Source organism: Candidatus Zixiibacteriota bacterium (genome assembly GCA_021159005.1).
Lineage (GTDB): Bacteria > Zixibacteria > MSB-5A5 > UBA10806 > 4484-95 > JAGGSN01.
The window spans coordinates 1-19,354 of the sequence record JAGGSN010000172.1 but is presented as its reverse complement, the minus strand read 5'-3'; the positions used below and the strand labels follow the sequence as shown (position 1 = coordinate 19,354).

At 42.5% G+C, this 19,354-nt stretch carries 20 protein-coding genes; 1 reads left to right on the top strand and 19 read right to left on the bottom strand.

Annotated elements, in window-relative coordinates:
• Positions 1-120 precede the first annotated feature (120 nt).
• From J7K40_10945 to lpxA, 19 genes are all read right to left on the bottom strand, one after another.
• The gene (locus tag J7K40_10945; GenBank protein MCD6162915.1) at positions 121-390 is read right to left on the bottom strand and encodes a hypothetical protein; all 270 of its coding nucleotides are present in this window, start codon (positions 388-390) and stop codon (positions 121-123) included.
• 60 nt (positions 391-450) lie between these two features.
• On the bottom strand, positions 451-1,386 hold the full coding sequence (locus J7K40_10940) for a hypothetical protein (protein MCD6162914.1): 936 nt from the start codon (positions 1,384-1,386) through the stop codon (positions 451-453).
• Between the two features lie 117 nt (positions 1,387-1,503).
• Positions 1,504-2,331, bottom strand: coding sequence for a 3-methyl-2-oxobutanoate hydroxymethyltransferase (gene panB / locus J7K40_10935; GenBank protein MCD6162913.1), 828 nt, complete (start codon positions 2,329-2,331; stop codon positions 1,504-1,506).
• Positions 2,294-2,827, bottom strand: a complete 534-nt coding sequence (gene folK, locus J7K40_10930; protein MCD6162912.1) for a 2-amino-4-hydroxy-6-hydroxymethyldihydropteridine diphosphokinase — start codon at positions 2,825-2,827, stop codon at positions 2,294-2,296. Before folK ends, panB begins: the two co-directional genes overlap by 38 nt.
• Positions 2,828-2,829: 2 nt before the next feature.
• Positions 2,830-3,204, bottom strand: a complete 375-nt coding sequence (gene folB, locus J7K40_10925) for a dihydroneopterin aldolase (protein MCD6162911.1) — start codon at positions 3,202-3,204, stop codon at positions 2,830-2,832.
• Entirely contained in the window at positions 3,205-3,843 is a 639-nt protein-coding gene (locus J7K40_10920) for a deoxynucleoside kinase (protein ID MCD6162910.1), read from the bottom strand.
• A gap of 3 nt (positions 3,844-3,846) precedes the next feature.
• Positions 3,847-5,022, bottom strand: coding sequence for an aminotransferase class I/II-fold pyridoxal phosphate-dependent enzyme (locus tag J7K40_10915; GenBank protein MCD6162909.1), 1,176 nt, complete (start codon positions 5,020-5,022; stop codon positions 3,847-3,849).
• The gene (locus J7K40_10910; GenBank protein MCD6162908.1) at positions 5,019-5,750 is read right to left on the bottom strand and encodes a class II aldolase/adducin family protein; all 732 of its coding nucleotides are present in this window, start codon (positions 5,748-5,750) and stop codon (positions 5,019-5,021) included. The genes J7K40_10915 and J7K40_10910 overlap by 4 nt, the downstream gene beginning before the upstream one ends.
• Positions 5,701-6,081 carry a holo-ACP synthase gene (gene acpS, locus J7K40_10905; GenBank protein ID MCD6162907.1) on the bottom strand — a complete coding sequence of 127 codons (381 nt, stop codon included), beginning with the start codon at positions 6,079-6,081 and terminating at the stop codon, positions 5,701-5,703. Before acpS ends, J7K40_10910 begins: the two co-directional genes overlap by 50 nt.
• Positions 6,082-6,641: 560 nt before the next feature.
• Positions 6,642-7,256, bottom strand: a complete 615-nt coding sequence (locus tag J7K40_10900; GenBank protein ID MCD6162906.1) for a DUF4202 family protein — start codon at positions 7,254-7,256, stop codon at positions 6,642-6,644.
• The gene (locus tag J7K40_10895; protein ID MCD6162905.1) at positions 7,249-8,685 is read right to left on the bottom strand and encodes an NTP transferase domain-containing protein; all 1,437 of its coding nucleotides are present in this window, start codon (positions 8,683-8,685) and stop codon (positions 7,249-7,251) included. The genes J7K40_10900 and J7K40_10895 overlap by 8 nt, the downstream gene beginning before the upstream one ends.
• A gap of 109 nt (positions 8,686-8,794) precedes the next feature.
• Complete coding sequence (locus tag J7K40_10890) at positions 8,795-9,451, bottom strand: HAD family phosphatase (protein MCD6162904.1); 657 nt, start codon at positions 9,449-9,451, stop codon at positions 8,795-8,797.
• A 12-nt stretch (positions 9,452-9,463) separates the two neighbouring features.
• Positions 9,464-10,012: an HDIG domain-containing protein gene (locus J7K40_10885; protein MCD6162903.1), complete on the bottom strand. Its 549-nt coding sequence runs from the start codon at positions 10,010-10,012 to the stop codon at positions 9,464-9,466.
• The gene (locus tag J7K40_10880) at positions 10,002-10,208 is read right to left on the bottom strand and encodes a hypothetical protein (GenBank protein ID MCD6162902.1); all 207 of its coding nucleotides are present in this window, start codon (positions 10,206-10,208) and stop codon (positions 10,002-10,004) included. Before J7K40_10880 ends, J7K40_10885 begins: the two co-directional genes overlap by 11 nt.
• 201 nt (positions 10,209-10,409) lie before the next feature.
• Positions 10,410-12,284, bottom strand: a complete 1,875-nt coding sequence (locus J7K40_10875) for an FG-GAP repeat protein (GenBank protein ID MCD6162901.1) — start codon at positions 12,282-12,284, stop codon at positions 10,410-10,412.
• 50 nt (positions 12,285-12,334) lie between these two features.
• The gene (locus J7K40_10870) at positions 12,335-14,209 is read right to left on the bottom strand and encodes a T9SS type A sorting domain-containing protein (protein MCD6162900.1); all 1,875 of its coding nucleotides are present in this window, start codon (positions 14,207-14,209) and stop codon (positions 12,335-12,337) included.
• 476 nt (positions 14,210-14,685) lie between these two features.
• Complete coding sequence (lpxB, locus tag J7K40_10865) at positions 14,686-15,819, bottom strand: lipid-A-disaccharide synthase (protein MCD6162899.1); 1,134 nt, start codon at positions 15,817-15,819, stop codon at positions 14,686-14,688.
• Positions 15,816-16,766 (bottom strand): Gfo/Idh/MocA family oxidoreductase, encoded by a 951-nt coding sequence (locus J7K40_10860; GenBank protein ID MCD6162898.1) that lies wholly within the window; start codon positions 16,764-16,766, stop codon positions 15,816-15,818. Before J7K40_10860 ends, lpxB begins: the two co-directional genes overlap by 4 nt.
• Positions 16,767-16,795: 29 nt before the next feature.
• Positions 16,796-17,575, bottom strand: coding sequence for an acyl-ACP--UDP-N-acetylglucosamine O-acyltransferase (gene lpxA, locus J7K40_10855; GenBank protein MCD6162897.1), 780 nt, complete (start codon positions 17,573-17,575; stop codon positions 16,796-16,798).
• Between the two features lie 295 nt (positions 17,576-17,870).
• On the opposite strand from lpxA, the gene J7K40_10850 reads away from it, so the two are divergent.
• A partial coding sequence (locus tag J7K40_10850) for a tetratricopeptide repeat protein (protein MCD6162896.1) occupies positions 17,871-19,354 on the top strand: 1,484 nt, incomplete at its 3' end.

The window sequence follows — 19,354 nt, the reverse complement described above, 5'->3', positions numbered from 1 at the left end:
CAATAAATAATCATTCATCAACAGTCTGGTCCGCCTTAATCGGATACGCCCTCTAGCTACCAAGCACGGACGTGTCTTGGGACAGCGCTTGGCAGCCAGAGTTAAGATACAAAACTATATTTATTTGCGGCGTTTCGTTTTCATGGAAGCATTGGCGGCTTGCTGATAAATTGAAATTTGCCATGAGTCAGGCAAATTACGAACGCCATTTTTTAACAACGACTTGAATAATTTGGGCTTTAATTTTGTGTCAAATATAACGTGGCAAGAAGGGCAAAGCATCAGCAAATTTTCTTTTGATTTATTGCCTTCAGCCACAATATGGGCTTTCTGTCTCATCGAAACATAATGACCGCACATGTCGCATAAGCCGTCAGTTAATTTCATCATTTTTCCAGACTATTTTTTACGCCCTCTGGCTACCAAGCAGCGCTTGGCAGCCAGAATTAATTATCCGCCTACATTTTGATAAGCCATTTCGATTAAGGGTTTGGCGATTTCTAAGTCATCTATATTTGAAATAGTAATTTGCAAATCACCAGTTCCGAAATGACCAATATGTGAAACATCCCTTGTTATTTTGGGTAATTTTTTTAGAATTTTGGGATTTAGCTTAAGGTACAAATCAATCTTTTTAGCTTTTATTTCCATGCAAACGATATTTTGAGAAGTCTTATAAGCAATGTAATGTTTTCTTGGGTTTTCCTCAATTGAAGTGTCTAAACCCGTGATAAATTCCTGTATTGATATCGCAAGTTCTTTAATCTTTTGGGATTTATTATTTAGATGTTCTTCGAATGTATATGTTGATGTTTTTCTTGTAATTGCGGCTTTTTTGCCGGCTTCTACCATAACAGAGTTTTTACTATTTTTATTTAAGACTGTTCCGCTTTGATAGGATTTATACAATACTTCTTCAAGATATAAAGTTGAATTGTTAAAAAGCCTATAAGTCCAGAGTTCTATATTGGCTCCCATAACTTGAACTGCATGTAAATCAAATTTTTTATAATACGGCGCTATACATATTACACGAACATCAGACCAGTCAATTTTAACGCTATTGCCAAGAGATTTTTGAACTGCAACCTCATAGTCGCCTTTATGATCATAAATCCAGGAAAGATAATATAAACTCTGATTAATTAATTCAGATGATTCCTTCTTTTTATATTCAATAATTACTGGATTATTTTCTTCAGATAAAGCCAGCGTATCGATTCTGCCCGAATGAATTACGCCGGTTGGAAATTCAGTATGCACAAACCTGCAATTGAATATTACATCCAGATTTTTCTCAACTAATGTTTGTAGTGTTTTTTCCTTTTTAAAATTTGATTGTCCTATTTGTTTAATGGTTTGCTTATTTATCTCGAATAAAGGCATTTTTCCCTCTCTGCAATATTGGTAACCGGCATTCGCCTTAGGCGAACTCGTCTGCTGTATAGTATTAAGGGGCACACGAGGACGTGTGCCGCCCACATGTTTCTAATAACCCAAACACTACTCCCCGTAACTCTCCTCCGGTCCGGGGAAATCGCCGGCGCGGACATCATCGCAATATTTAGTTACCGAATCGCGGATAAGCGGCGCCATCTCGGCATACAGACGGACGAATTTCGGGCGGAACTCCTCGAACAGTCCCAGCATATCGGAGGTTACCAGCACCTGGCCATCGCAATCGGGTCCGGCGCCGATGCCGATTGTCGGAATCTTTACCGATTCGCTAATCTTCTTAGCTGCCTCCGGAATCACCGATTCGAGCACTATCGCGAAAGCGCCGGCTTTCTGAAGCGCCTTAGCCGACTCCAGCATATATTCCCGCTGGCGTTTGGTTTTACCCATAATTTTATAGCCGCCAAATTTATTTACCGACTGCGGCGTAAGTCCGATATGCCCCATTACCGGAATACCCAGTTCAACCATGCGTGAAATAGTCTCTATCATTTCCAAGCCGCCCTCAAGCTTTACCGCTTTTGCGCCAGCTTCTTTTAGAAACCTGCCGGCATTGGTAATAGCCTCAGCAATTGAAGGTTGGTAGCTTAAAAAGGGCATATCGCCGACAACTAACGCTCTTTTAGCCGCCCGCACAACGCTCGAACATAAAAACAGCATCTGGTCCATAGTGATAGGCAATGTAGTATGATGGCCGGCGAAAACCGTTGCGGCTGAATCGCCCACTAAAAGGCAATCGACTCCAGCCTCATCCAGTATTTTGGCAGTAGGGTAATCGTAGGCGGTCAGGACAACGATTTTCTTCCCCTCTTTTTTAAATTTCCTTAGAGTCTTGACATTAATTTTTTTTGGATGACTTGGCAATATCTCCGGCATCGACAATCCTTTCTACCTTTTGCGGCGGTTTAATTTCAATTAGGTATTCTTTTAACAGCTTGAAACTAACAGGATGAACCAGCTCCGGATTCATTTCAAGCAATGGGGTAAGCACAAAAGCGCGTTTTGTCAAACGTGAATGCGGTATCATCAGGTCCAGCGAATCGATTTCAGCGCTGCCGTAAAGCAATATGTCTATATCTATAGGACGCGGTTGGAAATGATTATCCGGCGGGCGTTTCATATCGGCCTCTATCAGCTTGACCGCTTCAAGTAATGAATGAGGGAAAAGCGTCGTTTTTATTTCGACTGCGCAATTGAAAAAATCAGGCTGACGGGAAGCGCCAACCGGTTCGGTAAGATATATCGAAGAATGCCGTATAAGTGTAATATACGGATTGCTTCTGAGATGATTTAAAGCCTGTGTGATGTTCTTTTGCTTATCCCCAAGGTTTGAACCCAGTCCGAGATAAGTTTTTATTTCTGCTGCGGCCAAACTTAAACTTGCCTTTCTACTTCAACCTCAAAGCTGTCAATATTGCCTGAAATCGGCGGATTTATTTTCCGCACCAAAACTTTAAGCCATTTAATAGCAAACTCATCAAGAAGTGCATCAGCAAGTCTTTGGGCTAAGGTTTCAACAAGATTGAATTTATTTTTCTGTATTAAATCATTTATAGTATCATAAACACTTGAATAATCAACTGTATCTTCAAGCGAATCAGACTTTACCGCATCAGTGATATCATAGTGAAATTCGCAGTCAACCTCAAATCGGCAGCCGGTTTCTTTTTCGGCATCAGTTACGCCATGATAGCCGAAGAATGTCATATTTTTTAACCGTAAAACGGCGCTTTTCCTTTTTGATGGCATTTACTCTTCTCCTGATGGGACAAGATAGCTTGTTCCCGATTTCAGGTTTTCTATCCGCTCGATTAAATATTTAAACTGGTCAGACTCACTGTCGAAATTTACATGTTCGGTATTGATAACAAGAAGCGGCGTCTGATGAAAATGGAAGAAATACTTGCGGTATGATTCGTTTATGGAATCTAAATAATCATAATCAATATGTTTTTCATAACCTCTGCCGCGTTTTTTTATACGTTCCATTAGTATACCGGTTGGCGCTGTCAGATAGATAATCAAATCGGGCAACGGTATATTTTTTTCATACAGCGAGGCAATATGGTCATACAGGATTAGCTCATCCTGGTTAAGGTTAAAGTCGGCAAATATTCTGTCTTTGCCAAAGAAATAGTCGGATATGATATATGAATCCAGCAAATCGCCCGAGAAATAATCCTGCTGCTGTCTAAACCGCGACAACAGGAAAAAAAGCTGAACCTGGAAAGCATATCTTTCCCGGTCTTTATAAAAATCCTCCAAAAAGGGATTATCATCATGTTTTTCAAGCGTTAAGCGTCCATCATAATGATTGGCTAACATTTTCGCCAGAGTAGTTTTGCCTACTCCTATGGGACCCTCAATCGCGATGTATTTTGCCGCCACTTCCTATTTCCCTCTTTTGCGAAGCATGGATGATTTCTCGCTGATATTATTCAGCGCCTTGCCGATTTTCTCATTCGAGATTGTTAATGATAGGCGAAGATACCCCTCGCCATTCTCACCGAAATCAGTTCCCGGTTTTGCCCATACGCCGGTTCGGACGAACATCTTGCGGGTAAAGCCTACTGATGTTGCCCAAGGCGGAACCTTTGCCCATATAAAAGGCGCAAGTCTGCCGGCTCTGATTTTCCAGCCGATTTCCTTGAGGCCATCGGCTAAAAGCTTGCGGCGTTCTGAAATAATACTGACAAATCGCTCGGATAATTCGTTATGAAATTCCAGCGCGGTCAGGGCATACTTTACCTGCGACCGAGTGGGATAATAACCGCTGAATTTGATTATCTGGGTGATATTATCAATTGCCCCGCGATGACCTATAGCAAATCCTAAACCCTCAAGACCATATGGAAAACCGAAAGAGTGAAGCTCTACAAACAAGTGTTTAGCTTTCTTTAACTGAAGCGGAAACTCGATTGCGGGATCCGATGAGCCGCAGAAAGGAGAATCAAGAACTAACAAGATATTTTCATAACGCAGTTGATTAATCAAATCGCGGTAGAAATAAAGCTCTGCCTCGGCTCCGGTGGGATTATGAGGATAGTTTAAGAATACAAGTTTAAGGTTTTTCGGCGGCGGTTCAAATAGGGCATTAAGATTAGGCAGGTAATCGTTTTTTTCCAAAAGCGAATAGGTTTTAGGAACTGCCCCAGCCATCACAGCAGCCATGCGATACATAGCTAAACCGGGATCAGGCAAGGCGACAACATCCGAGTTGTTGGCAAACCCTAAGCATAACAGCATAGCCGTAATCCTGTTGCCGGGAGTTATAGCTATATCTTTAACAGGGTTAATCTTGCGATTATATATCTCTTGATGCATTTGAGCTAATTTTTCTTTGAGCAGGCTTATTTCATCATCTCCGGCATAAGTAATATCATGCATATCCGAGCTTTTTAGTTTATCTATAAAAGGCTGATAATCAGGCAATTCGGGAACAACCGAGTTTAAATCGATATACTCCATGCCGCGGCGTTCGAGAAGCTTGCCGGTAAGACGCATATTCCCCATCATTGTCTGGGGCGTGCGCAAAAACCTTTCGGATTTATCGATAATTACTTTCATTTGACACGCTTCCTTCTTCCTGATTTACCATAAGACTGCTGTTTTATAATTCTCTTATACCCCGAAATCTTTTTAGCCATATTTAACGGTATTGGCTTTGGCTTGCCAAGCATCTTAGCATTAAAAAGTATGGCGGCATAACGCTCAACCATCTCCATTTTGAAAAAGGCATCCTCAAGGTTTATGCCAAGCGTAACCGCGCCGTGGTTTCTCAACAGGAAAGCGTCATGATTGCCAACCAGTTCCGCCATGTTATCAAATAGCTCGGTTGTGCCGGGTGTGCCGTATTCAACTAAGGGAATAATCCCCAGCGAATCGATAATCTCCGGTAAGATTAATTTATCGAGAGCAATTCCGGCGACAGCCCAGGCGGTGGAATATATCGGATGAGTATGACAGATTGCTTTTATATCGGGGCGATGCTCGTAAATGCCAAAATGAAGCCTGTATTCGCTTGAGGGTGTCAGTTTGCCGGAAAGCTTTTTCCCTTTAGGTGATATGATAACCATATCAGATGATTTAAGGCTTCCCAGACACTTGCCGGAGGGCGTAATCGCTATTTTGGAGCGTTCAAGCTTAGCGGAGATATTGCCCTCAGCACCGCCAACATATTGACGTTCGTAGAGAAGCTTGCCGCAGTCAACGATTTGACGGCGTATTTGACGGATAGTATCCATATTATCCCTTCTCATCATCAAACATGATAGCATTAGCCACTGCATGTTCATGGGTGTGCGACATTGAGATTGCGATTTTCTTATTGCCAATGATATTCTGAATGCGTTCGCCTAATCTGACTGTGGGATGCCCCAGTTCATCATTGACGATTTCCACGGATGTCCATCTTACGCCGTTGTTTAAGCCTGTGCCAATCGCTTTCAGGACAGCCTCTTTAACCGCAAACCTGGCGGCAAACGACTGTTCGGGAAACGTCTTGTGATTACAATAGTTGATTTCCCACGGGGTATACACTCGGCGAAGGAAACTATCGCCCCAGCGCGTGATGGCTTTTTTTATCCGGGAAACTTCTATTATGTCTATACCGACAGAATTAATCATAAATTGTTATCCTATAAGATGTAAATATAAATTTATTAACATTGAAAGTCAAAAGCTAATTTGCCGATAATATATTAAGAGCTTGCAAAATTTGAAAATTGTATTAATATAGAGTATGGCGGAGTGAGGGGGCGAATTGAAAACCTAACACCAGACCAATGAAGGTGGTGCCCTGTTGCTGAGCTTACGCCATGACCTCCGGGTTCCGGGGAGAGCGAACGCGAAATGTGCCAGGTTGCTTTAATTACCTTTAACGTACCAATTTAGGATGTGTTTTTCATTTCAATTTCCCTCCATTCCGTCGTAAAATTTTAAATCGGGCTTTTTAGCCCGGTTTTTTTTGTGTGGATTTATGATTGATGAATTGAGATTATATTTCCCCGCGTCGTCAGTCCGACGCGGCGGATTTCCTGACGACATTGGCATCATTAACAAAAGGCAGTAAGGGGTTCCCGCCTTCGCGATAATATTATTAACCTTTGAATTAAGCTATTCTATATGATTTACATATCAGGTCTAAAAATAAAATACTCACCCGCTGGGTGAGGTACCAGTGTGCCTTAGTATGTCCGTTTTAGGCGATCGCTACATTGGATGACATCCGGAGGTATAGAACCGACAGCCTGAATTGACTCGTTTAGTAGTCTGGTCAATACTTCATCTTGGTATGTTATACTCTTTATTGCCTCTTTTGCCCCTGCGGATAGACGCCGATAGCCCCAGATACAACGCCGCTTGGTTTCCACCCAGCCCTCGCGCTGATAGTACAAGGGCATGTTGACCTCAAAGTAGGAAAGGCTGTCTGCATCCTTAAGTAAATCAGAACGGGGATCGCCTCCTACCTCATGAAATCTTACCAAGCGACAAGCCTCATCGGCGATAGACTTGGCAACAGCGCATTTATTCAGGATCTCCTTCAGAATTTTTGCTCCATTACACGCATGAGCGGCCTTGAATGCATCATACTCGATATAATCGGAGCGATGCACTTTTCGAGGCTCAACAGCCCTGTCGATATCGTGCGCAAGAGCGGCGATCTGTAAAGCCTGATCCGCGCCGGGTTCAAGTTTTAATAGCCATTCAAGGGTGTTTTCAGAATGCCGTGGATCTTCAGGTACTTTTGAACCTGAGATAACCACCCTGATATTTCGTTTTGCGCATGCTATGTTATTCATGATTCCGGCAGACGATGACCCGACGTACGGTTTCAATATTCATTATCACGGCAATTACAGCCAGCGTCAAGAAAGCTTGATTGAGCATTGCGCCGAGAAATATAATAAAAACACGAACATCGCGCCCCAGACGGATATTCATACTATGATTGACCCGATCACGCATGAGGCCATCGTATTTATCGGCTGTATAGCTCAACATAAAGGAACCGATAATTGCCAGAAAACCGACCAACAGGATAACCTCATATGTATTAATAGCATAAGCGTGCCACATGAGACCGAAAAGGAGAAAAGCATCGGCGTAACGATCCATTACCGCATCTAACCACCCTCCATAGCGGCTGCTTTGGAATTTAAGCCGCGCTACTTCACCATCGCAGCCATCGACGATGGATGCGAACTGTGCCAAGATACCACCTATAATCAGGGTTGAATAATTGCCAAAAGCAAACAATCCAGCAGCCAAAGCAGAACAGATGAATGAGACCAATGATATATAATTGGGGGATATTCGTTTGTTTACCAGCCAGCGCGAAATCTTCATTGATAGAGGCCGGTTAAAATAGCGCGAGATAGGGCCATCGTTTGGTTTGTCACGCAGAGTAGTCAGGAGGGCATTCTCTGCTCGTTTTAAGGCGGCGGGGTCATCCACATCAATCCAAAAGTGCCCATCGGTTCCAATCGCTATAGCCCTTCCATCGCCGGAAAGAATCCGCATGGCTCCTGATAGAGAGGCATCGCCGTAGTCCCCCGCGCTTTGCTCCAGTGCGTCAAAAATCGCGGGAGTGCATATAAAAATCCCCGTGTCAAAGCCATTTAGATCCTTCAAACCCTTGCCAATCTTGAGTATTTTTCCGCCTTCCGTCTTTACCCGGGTAACATCCGCCATGTCGACCAACGAATTATGAGTGTTGCTATCAACAGCAAGAATTACCTCATTATCATCTAAAGGGAATTTCATTAATTCTCTGACAATAGTCGGATCAAATAAATGATCCGCCATTAGCAGTAAAAATGGTTCCCGCAGGTATTCCCGTGCTCTGAGTACTGAATAGCCGTTTTCTTTTTCCCATACCTTATTAACCAGGATTGTAATTGGAATCCCCTGCCGATTGGCCAGATCTTCCAAAAAAGAGCGGACTTTACCTCCCCGATATCCGGTAACCACATAAAAATCATTCGCTCCTGCTTTTATTGCCGAACGTATAACGCGTTCGATTAATGGTACTCCTAAAATGGGCGTAAGTGGTTTGCTGTCGCTTATCTGTTGAAGCCGGCTGCCTTTCCCTGCGGCAATAATCAGACATTTCGCGCTTTTTACATTTAGTCTTGGCGGTGAAATTGCCAGTTCTGCGAGAGATTCTATAGTTGTTGGCTTATCAAAGCCATTGGCCTCCGTTTTCCTTCCGGTTTTCCAATTTCTCATAATTTATTCGCTCCTTTCTTATTGCTTAATTCGTGTATCTCGTAATGCGGTCGTCGCAGGTTCCCAGCTAAGTTGAACATCCACCCAAAACGGACAACTCCTGCATAAATTATTCAATAAACGCCGCCAACGCGCCCTTCATATCCCCAAAATCCCCAAACACCCTATCAGCCTGCGATAAATATTCCGCCTCAAGTGTAGTGCGTACCGCCCAGCATGTCAGGCCAGCGCCGATAGCCGACTCGATACCCGCCGGCGCATTCTCGATTGCCAGGATGTTCTCATTCGGCAAGCCGGTTAATTTTGCGCCATATAGATACGGTTCCGGATTAGGCTTTCCTTTTTTAACGCTCTCGTAGTGGACGATAATATCAAAGTAATTATTGAAATGCTTTGCCAATACTCTATCGACTACCGATTGCAAACCGGCGGTAACTATCCCAAGCTTGACTTTGCCATGAAGCATGTCGAGAAGCTCAGGTATGCCCTCGGTTGGTCTTATATCTGCTATCTCGTGAAATATCTCCCGCTTGCGAGTGAAGATTCTCGTTATCGTCTCCTCATCGGGATTATCAACGCCCAGAGTTTTCAAACGGTCGCGCACCGTTACGGGATGCTTGACTCCCTCATTGAGATAAAACTCCAATTCATCGGGATAATAACCGGCTTCCGCAAAAGCCTGTTTCCAGGCGATGACATGATATTTCATGGAATCAATAAGGGTGCCATCCATGTCGAATAAAATGGCTTTGAATTGCTGTTTCATTGTTAGCTGTTTTTACAACCCCAGTTCAGGAGCAACCTTTGACATCGCCAAAACAACATTTTCGATTACCTCCTCGAGAGGCAAGCCAAGCTGTTCGGCGCCCTTTCTGATATCCTCACGGGAAACCTGGCGGGCGAAAGCTTTATCTTTCAACTTCTTTTTCACTGACTTGACTTTAACATCCGCCACTTTCTTTGAGGGTCTTACCAAAGCAACCGCGGTAACGAACCCGCAAAGCTCATCCACCGCAAATAGTGTCTGGCGATGCTTTGTATTACGATCGATTCCGGTCGTATCCACATGAGATAATATCGAATCGGTAAAATCCCGATCATAACCGTTATCGCGCAATATATCCGTACCGGGAAGAGGATGCTTATCGGGATATTGCTCATAATCGAAATCATGCAGAAGACCGATATTGCCCCAGTAATCCGCATCCTCGCCGAATTTTTCGGCAAAATGACGCATAGCCGCCTCAACCGCTAAGGCATGTTTGCGTAGCGAATCGCTTTTTGTATAATGGTAAAGCAGTTCCCGGGCTTTATCTCTATTTCTCATTTGTCTTATACCCCGTGTACTCTTTTAGCGCCTCAATAATCGATTGTCTTAAGCGTTCTTTAATAACGATCTCATCAGATCCGACTGTCAAGTCCGCCCATATTTGATTGTATAATTTCTCAGCAAGATTGGTGATGAAATTATCGAGTTCTTCGCCCGAAAGCTCAAGCGGTTTGAATTTACGTTTTTGTGTCATATGTTATGATATATCAGTTTGAGAGTTTGGTCAATAGAAATGTTTTAAAGGAGTTTCCCCGTTTTTTTTTTCAAAACACTTCTCGCAACAATATAAGCCTTTTCCCTTAGTTAAAATGTCGGGTTTCTCCCTCCGGTCGGAACCCGACCTGCGAACTATAAAATTTAATCCGGATTTCACATTCAACTGCAAAATCGGGGATTATTTTAAATATATCATCTTGCCATAACCGGTTTGAGTACCGGTTTTCAGCTTGTAAAAATAAACGCCGCTGACGATTTCACTTCTATCAGTAATATCCCACTTGATGGTATTAATTCCGGTTTGTCCTCGACTGCTAATACAATCAACTAATCTGCCGGTAATATCATAAATTGATAGTTTTAAATCACAAGAGCAATCAAGGTTGAATTTAATAACAGCGGTGCTATTAAAAGGATTGGGATAGTTGGAAACAGCCAGAAAGTTTTTGGGTATTGAAGTTTCCTTTACGGGAATATATGAATGCTCCGAAGGACCGCCGGCTATTAAAATAACCTCGCCACCTGCTTCGGTATTTTTTTCTGTCCCGACAATTACATCATCATAGCTGTCGCCGTTAACATCGCTTATATAGCGAACGGTAAGCGGCCTGGCATTTACATCACAATGCCATAATTGATTTCCGTTTGCTCCATCAATGAGATAAACGTTATTGTCGAAACAGCCAGCGATTATTTCTGCGATACTGTCTCCGGTAACATCAGCGGTGTAATATACAGTCCAGATATCATCGCCCGGTGTAAATCTCCAGATTTCCGAGCCATCAACGCCGGATAGGGCCAGAGCATAACTCGACCAGGCCGCTGCCAAGATATCCTCATAACCGTCGTTATCCAAATCGGGGCAGGCTATAGCTTTCATTGTATAGCTTATCATCGGGAAGTTCCAGATTATCTCGCCGGATTCATCATCGCAAGATCCGGATAAAGCGAATACGCCGCTTCCCCATGAGCCTGCTATTATATCCGGATAGCCATCATCATTGATATCGGAGATGATAGAAAGGGAATATGTATCCTCATGAATATTGCATCGCCATACACGTTCGCCAACCTCCTCCGATGCCCCTGAGATGCAGTAAACATTTTCATCATTTATATCGCGAGAGGCAAATACAGCCTCATTAAAAAAATCGCCATTAACGCTCATAATAGAAGCGATAGAGCCAATGGCATCGCCGGCATAATATTTCCATATCTGTTCTCCATCAGAGCCATCAAAACAATAAGCCGCATTAGCATTGCTTCCGGAGCAAGCCAGCGCCTCCGGAATACCATCGCCGGTTATATCGTCCGTTCGGGCGACAGCATGTATCCATCCCGATGATGTATCCTCATAGGTATCATGCAGCCAGATAGTCGAACCATTAAAGCCGTTTATACCAAATATTGTGCGGCAGCTCCAGGCGCCGCCGCGGAGGATATCATTGAAACCATCGCCATTTAAATCGCCAGTATTAGCAAGGCATTGGTCGCCCCAGCCGCCTGAGTTTGCTTGTCCGCCTTCGGGACGGGCAGTCCAGATAACTTGCGTCTCACCATCTCCGGAGCCGGAAAGACAGGCTAAGGGGTCGCCGCTTGCGCCGATGTTATAGCCTTCTGCCATAATATCAGGCATACCGTCAAGGTTGTAATCATCAGCAACTACTAAGCAAACCACATCCTCAATATGCTGGTATGACCAGATTATTTCGCCGGACTCGAACTCTCTAATGCCATGCCCCGATATTGTTAATGTGCTGCATTCAGCTGCGCCATTAACATAAAATAATATCTCATCAAGGAATGTATATTCCTGCTCGGGGTAAAATATAATTGATGCTGCTATCGAATCATCAGGCTCAATTATAATATCACTCAGCAGTTCCATATAGAAAGGCGGTTCGACTACGCAGGAATCTATAGTTAAAGTATTATTCCCGACATTACAAAGGACTATTTCTCTGGTCTGAATGCCATTGATAGATATATAACCAAACTTAAGCGGCGACGGTTTAATATCAAGCTGAGGTTGAGAAAATGCAATCCCCGACATAATACAAAACAGCACATATATTTTAATGTATAACTTCAAATTAATAGACTTTATTTTAAAAGAACCATCTTCTTAATGGCTGATTTATCACCACATTTTAATCTGTAGAAATATACGCCGGCAGCTAACGTATTGCCGTTAGAATCACTGCCATCCCAATTAAAAGTATATTCGCCAGCGGCATATTTACCTTTGAAAGGCCTGGCAGCTAAAGCGCCTGTAATATCGAATATCTCCAGAACCGCTTCCGATTCGACTTGGATAGCGAATTTAATTCGGGTTGAAGCATTAAATGGATTGGGATGATTTTGATATAGTTTGAATTCGGAAGGCAAACTGTTTTCATAAAAGATGCCGGAGGCGGGATTAATCACGAAATCATATATCTCCGAATATGGTCCCCAGCCATTGTTATTGCCGGCTTTAACTCGCCAGTAATACCGACCTACTTCAAGCGGGGTTGACAGCGCATAGCCAGAAATAGCTATATTGGAATCAAGAATAGTATAATTTTCAAAACCTATATCGGTTGACACCTCAAACAGGTAAACGGATGCATATTCCGGCTCGTTCCAGTCAAAAGTGAATGTATCGGCATCTAACGAATCGCCAGAGGTTGGGAAATTTAACTCAGGCGCAGGCGGACATGGATGCAGCGGGCTTAATAAAATATCAGTAGTAGTAGGTCCGCTTGAATTTACCGAAACGCCATAAACGGTTTTTGTTCTGTAATCATCCTTTAAGAAAATTAACGTATATGTGCCCGGATTTAGCAATCTACGATAGCGCCCAAAATCAGGCCGCGAGAGACGAGGGTTAATATCATCGTTGATATGCTGTGAAACCTGCACTTCAGCCTCGATTGGTTCAAGCGTTACCGAGTCTCTGATGATGCCCGTAATGCCTGCGCCAAGCGCTCTATTAAGAAGATAATAATTGCCGGGAAGATGAGCGGCAACTATGCTGTCAACGAGTTCTGGGAACTGAATTGTTGTGTCGGATATTTCTACGGTAAAAGCAACCGTGCCGAAATTGCCATAGTAATATGTCTTAAAATCCCCTTTTCGCACTAATGCCCGTCTGGCAGTATAATGAACCGTATTTGAATCATCGGGGATAGCAAGAATCTGCGATGTATAGTCGGCACAAATTGACTGCATCATGTCTTCATCGGGACCGAATCCATGACCGCCCTGATTGGAATACCAGTACCAGGGATAATAGGCTACATTCGGTCTGCCATAGGTTGGCGAATGATAATCGAGCGCAATAACCGGACGGTATTTCCAGCCGAAATCACGCATAGCCCGATTCTCAGATTCGGAAAATGGATAAAACCCTTTAAACATAAGGCTTTCAGGAACATTGCTGTTGGTTGCATCGTCAATATCCCAGCCAAAATCATAGTTGCGGTTGTTGTCGACGCCATCATGATAGTCAAAGACATCATTGGTATCATTATCGCTTTTATTCTTGCGCCAATCAAGATCGCCCTGCTCGACTACTATATGACCCTCTGGGTTTATTATGGGTACAACAAATATCTCGAGGTTGTTTACAAATTCAATAACATCGGGATCGTTTTGCGAATATTTGTAAACTATATCCTGAATAAATTTCATTGGAACTTCAACGCTTAATACCTCATCGGCATGAACCCCGCCATCGAAAAAAACAGCCGGTTCATCCTCATCGATTTGCGGATTATCGGAGATTTTTAGCCGCAACATCGGAATAGTGTCGCGAGTAGAATAACCCAATGTATCGAGATATAAAATTTCGGGGAATGAGTCCCTCAGTTCGGTAAGTGTATCAAGCACTTCCTGATAGGTGTGGTACCGTTCGGGAAGAAAACCCTGACTGAAAGCAAGAGAAACACAAAAAATGATTATCAACAACGTAAACAGCGCTATAATTCTTGGCATTATTTCTCCTCTATTTATTAAATGCTGGTTGATATACCATAATGTTCAATATATATTAAATTTGACATTAATCAAGACGAAAAATGTAAGGAGTTTCCCTGATTTTTAAAAATCGCTATTTCCAAATTTTGAAAATGTTAATTCGTTGATATGAATTAAATTACCCCGCATTACCCTTAAATTTTAATATATGCTTACAGAAGTTTATCTTCTGCCAAAGCTGTCGGAAGTAACTTCCGACAGCACAGGGCATTTCCTGCCAGAGTAAATTAGTCATTGCTCCGCCTAAGTCGTAGACCAAAGGGAGCACGGCAATCTCAACGCTGTATTTAACACGGCAACAGTGAGATTGCCGCGTCGCTCCGCTTCTCGCAATGACTCGCCTATAATTTTTGTGAATAATCCGCGTTAGCCAAATTTTGCCTGATTTTTTGGGGGAAGTCCTGTAAACTGCCCCGATAACAAGGTTTGGTAATTTAACCACGCATAACTTCAATCGCCGCCTGCGCTGCCCTTCTAGCTGCGCCGGTTTCCCCCAATTTCGATTTGATGTGCGAAAGTTGTTCCTTTACCATATTGTAATAATCTGTATTATCGAGAAACTGCCCGGCAACATCGGCAATCTTTGCCGCTGCGCAATCCCCCTGTATCAATTCGGGGACTATTTGCTTTTTGGCAACTACATTGACCATGCCAATATAGGGTATTTTAATTAACCTGCGGGCTATATGATAAGTCAAAAACGATGTTTTATACAGCACCAGCATTGGCGTGCCGATGATAGCGCATTCTAATGTAGCGGTGCCGGAGCAAACCATATTAAGTTTTGCATACGCCATGAGTTCATAATTGTCGTTTTCGAGAAGCAAGGCGTTTTGTGCGATGTTATCGATAATATTATGATAAACCGCACTGCTGATTCCGGGAGCTTTACTTATTATTCCTTTGATGTTGGGATATTTTTGCGAAATCAGCTTAATTGCCGCAAGCATTTCCGGCAGTATGCGGTTTATTTCCTGCAGACGTGAACCGGGGAACAAGCCTATTGAAACATCATTTGAGTTAAGCCTGCATTTTTGATGAAATTTATCTACTGTCATCGATGTTTTTATCTCATCGAGCAGCGGATGGCCTACCCATTTTATAGGCACGCCGGCATTTTGATAAATTTCATTCTCAAATTCAAAAATAGCGGCCATCATATCGACATTACTTTTAATTTTATCAATCCGTTTCGCGCCCCAGGCCCAAATTTGCGGGCTGGTATAGTAAAATACTTTTATACCTCTTTGCTTTAATTTCGAAGCCAGCCTGAGATTAAATCCCGGATAGTCAATTAATACCGCCATCTGCGGTTTTATCTTATCAATATGAGAAAGAATATCCTTTTCAACTTTTTTAATAAAGCGGATATTCTTGACAACTTCCCAAAATCCCAAAAATGCCAATTTCCTGATATGATATAGAAGTTCTACTCCGGCCGATGCCATTTTATCGCCGCCAAGCCCGATGAATTTACAGTCCGGCTCGAGCCGCAAAAACTCCCGCACAAAGCCGGCGCCAAGAGTGTCGCCGGATGCCTCGCCGGCAACTATTAAAATATTGCTCATAGGCTGCTTTGATAACTCATACAGAGTTCTTCAATCCGTTTGGCTACTTTTAATGCCGATAAGCCATCCTCGCCCGAAACCAGCGGCGGATGTTCGCCTTTTATTGCCCCAATGAATGAATCGATTTCGCTCTGAAGGTTATCTGCCTGTTTAACTTTGATATTATCCTTAACAATCAGGCGGCCATCGGGAAGCTTCATTCGTGAAAACAAACCGGCTTTTTTTGCCATGGGGGAATCGCTGTTAACCAATGAGAAGGATTCCAGTTTAGCCGATGCCATATCCATCGATATATAGCCGGATTCCTGAAACACCCTGAGTTTGCGCATCTCTTTTACTGATATTCTGCTTGAGGTAATATTAGCCACACATCCGGAGGGAAACGTAAGGCGGGCATTAACGATATCAAAGGTATCGGTTATAACCGGCACGCCGACAGCTTCAATCATCGCTGGCTCTTCGCCGGTTAAATCCAGCAGAAGGTCGATATCGTGAATCATCAAATCGAGTATGACCGCCACATCATGACCGCGCGCTTTAAATGGGGCTAAACGATGAGTTTCGACAAACCTGGGATTTAGAATCCTTTCCCGAACTGCCCGATAAACCGAACTGAACCTTTCGCTGTGGCCAACCTGAAGGACAGCGTTGTTTTCATTAGCGGTTTTTACTATTTTTTCCGCCGAGCCGATATCCGACGCAATCGGTTTTTCAACCAAAACAGCAATGCCTTTTTCGAGAAAAGGAAGAGAACATTCGAGATGATTTTGGGTGGGGACGGCTATAAGAACAGCCTCAACATCATCTGCAATTTCAGCTATCGATTTATATGAAGCGCAATTATATTTTGAGGCTGTCTTTTCAGCTTTTTCGGAGACAGCATCATAACAGCCGATAAAATCGACATCGTTTGTCTTGGCCAACTTGGCGGCATGAAAAACGCCCATGTGACCGCAGCCTACTAAACCAATTTTAACTATTTGATAACTCCTCTTTCCGAGGCCCTGATAAAATCAACAACTCGTTTGACCTCAGGGACCATTTCTATTTCCTGTTCAATTTTGGCTAAGGCATCGGTGGTTTTCAATTTTTTGCTGAGCAGATAACGAAAAGCCGTTTTCAATTTCGATAACAGGTTGGGTGAAAAACCCCGTCGCTTAAGGCCAATTATATTAAGTCCTAAACATCTGAGCGGATAACCGGCCGCCATGCTAAAAGGTATTATATCCTGCGTGATTCGGAAACCGCCGCCTATCATGCTATGTTCGCCAACATGACAGAACTGATGAATCACAGTGCCGCCGCCGATTATCGCCTGATCGCCAATCTCGACATGCCCGCCCATCTCGACAACATTGGCGACAATGACATTCGAGCCGACTACGCAGTCGTGAGCTACATGCGAATAGGCCATAAACAAGCAATTGTCGCCGATTTCCGATTTGCCATGAGCAGTTGTGCCGCGATTCATGGTTACATATTCACGGATAGTGCAGTTGGCGCCAACAATCAATTCTGTTTTTTCGCCGGCATATTTTAAATCCTGCGGCGGTCCGGCAATAGCGGCTCCGTGAAATATCTTACAGCCCGCTCCAATACGAGCGCCGGACTTGATGGAAACATGGGAATCGATCCAGACATCTTCGCCAATAGTTGCATCAGCCTCGATAATCGAGTATGGTCCGACTGCGGCGCTTTCCGGTATCGATTCGGGATTTGCTATTAATGCTGTTTTGTGTATGTTTGACATAGTAATCTCATCTTATTAAAATTTGCGGCTGGTGTACATCCTCGTGCGCCAGTTCGCCTGAGGCGGATGGCAGACGAATTAGCCTAAGGCGAACGCCAACCACAAACAGTGATTAATTTCATAGGGCATATATAAAGATTTATTTGGATTTGGTCAATTTGTTTTTAACAGCAAATTACTATTTGGTTCTTTTTGTAGGGTTGGTTGTTTTCTTTATTTTATTGCTGATGTTGAGCATATTTCATATATTCGAAACGTCTGGATTGACTCGATTAGATTGTAATAATACAAGGGCGGTGTAATGGAACAAATATCAGCAAAGCAATTTGTTAGAAAGCTAAAAAGCTTATTAAGCTATCCAGATAGAAGATTTACAATACTTCTTGGCTCAGGGTGTTCGGTTTCTTCAGGTATAGGCGACGCCAGTACGTTAGTCGGTAGATGGTTGCCAAAGCTAAAAGGAATTATCGAGGGAAGCGAAGATAATTATGAGCAATGGGCAAAGGAAAAATATCCGGAATATGAAGACAACAATAAAGCTATTATCTATAGCGAAGTGATGGAGGAACTATTTACAACACCATCAGAAAGACAAGAAGAAATTGAAAGAATATGTGGTAAAAACACGCCCGGATTCGGATATGCCGTATTAGCTCAATTAATGAATTACAAAAAAGATGGTAGTTGTTGTAATGTTGTATTAACGACAAATTTCGATGATATGGTTGCTGATGCTTTGTATGTTTATACTAATGAAAAACCTTTGGTTATGGTTCATGAATCGCTAGTTAGTTTCGTTAAAATTAGCAGAACACGACCTATAGTAATTAAATTACATGGAGATGCTCGAATATTTCCCAAGAACACTGATGACGAAACAGATAAACTTGAGGATAAAGTAAAATCGACAATTCAAAGTTTATTAAAAGAAACGGGATTAATTTTTATTGGTTATGGGGGAAATGACTCAAGCATTTGGGATATTTTTGAAGACCTTCCGGAAACTGCACCACCATGGGGTATCTATTGGATAGGAAAACAAATACCCCAAAATAGACTAGGGGAACTACTATCAGCAAGAAGTACTTTTCATGTTAATCATTTTGATTTTGATGAATTAATGCTTTTAATAAGAAGCGAATTTAAATTTAATCATCCGGAGAGAACGAGATTTGATAAAATTTATGACGATTATTTTAATAAATTTACAAAATTGAATAGCAAAATTAAAGATAAACTTGCTTCTCCAGAAAAAGCAGCATTATCTGAAGCCGCTAAGGATGCGGTAAGTGAACTTGATGAAATGTATAAATTCATATTTGAAGCTATTCAATATGAAAAAGACAATCCTGATAAAGCAGATAAAATATACTTGGAAGGATTAAAGAAATTTCCCGATAATCCTGAACTTCTCACCAGCTATGCTAATTTCCTTTATAGAATTCGCAAAGAACATGATAAGGCAGAAGAGTATTATAAGCGTTCATTAAAAATCGATCCTAAAAATGCATATACTCTTGGCAGCTATGCTACTTTCCTTAAAAACATTCGCAAAGATTATGATAAGGCAGAAGAATATTATAAGCGTTCATTAGAAATAGAACCTGAAAATGCAAATACTCTTGGCAACTATGCTATTTTCCTTCATGGCATTCACAAAGAACATGACAAGGCAGAAGAGTATTATGAGCGTTCTTTAGAAATCGATCCTGATAATGCAAATACTCTTGGCAACTATGCTCTTTTACTTAAAACCATACGCAAAGATTATGATAAGGCAGAAGA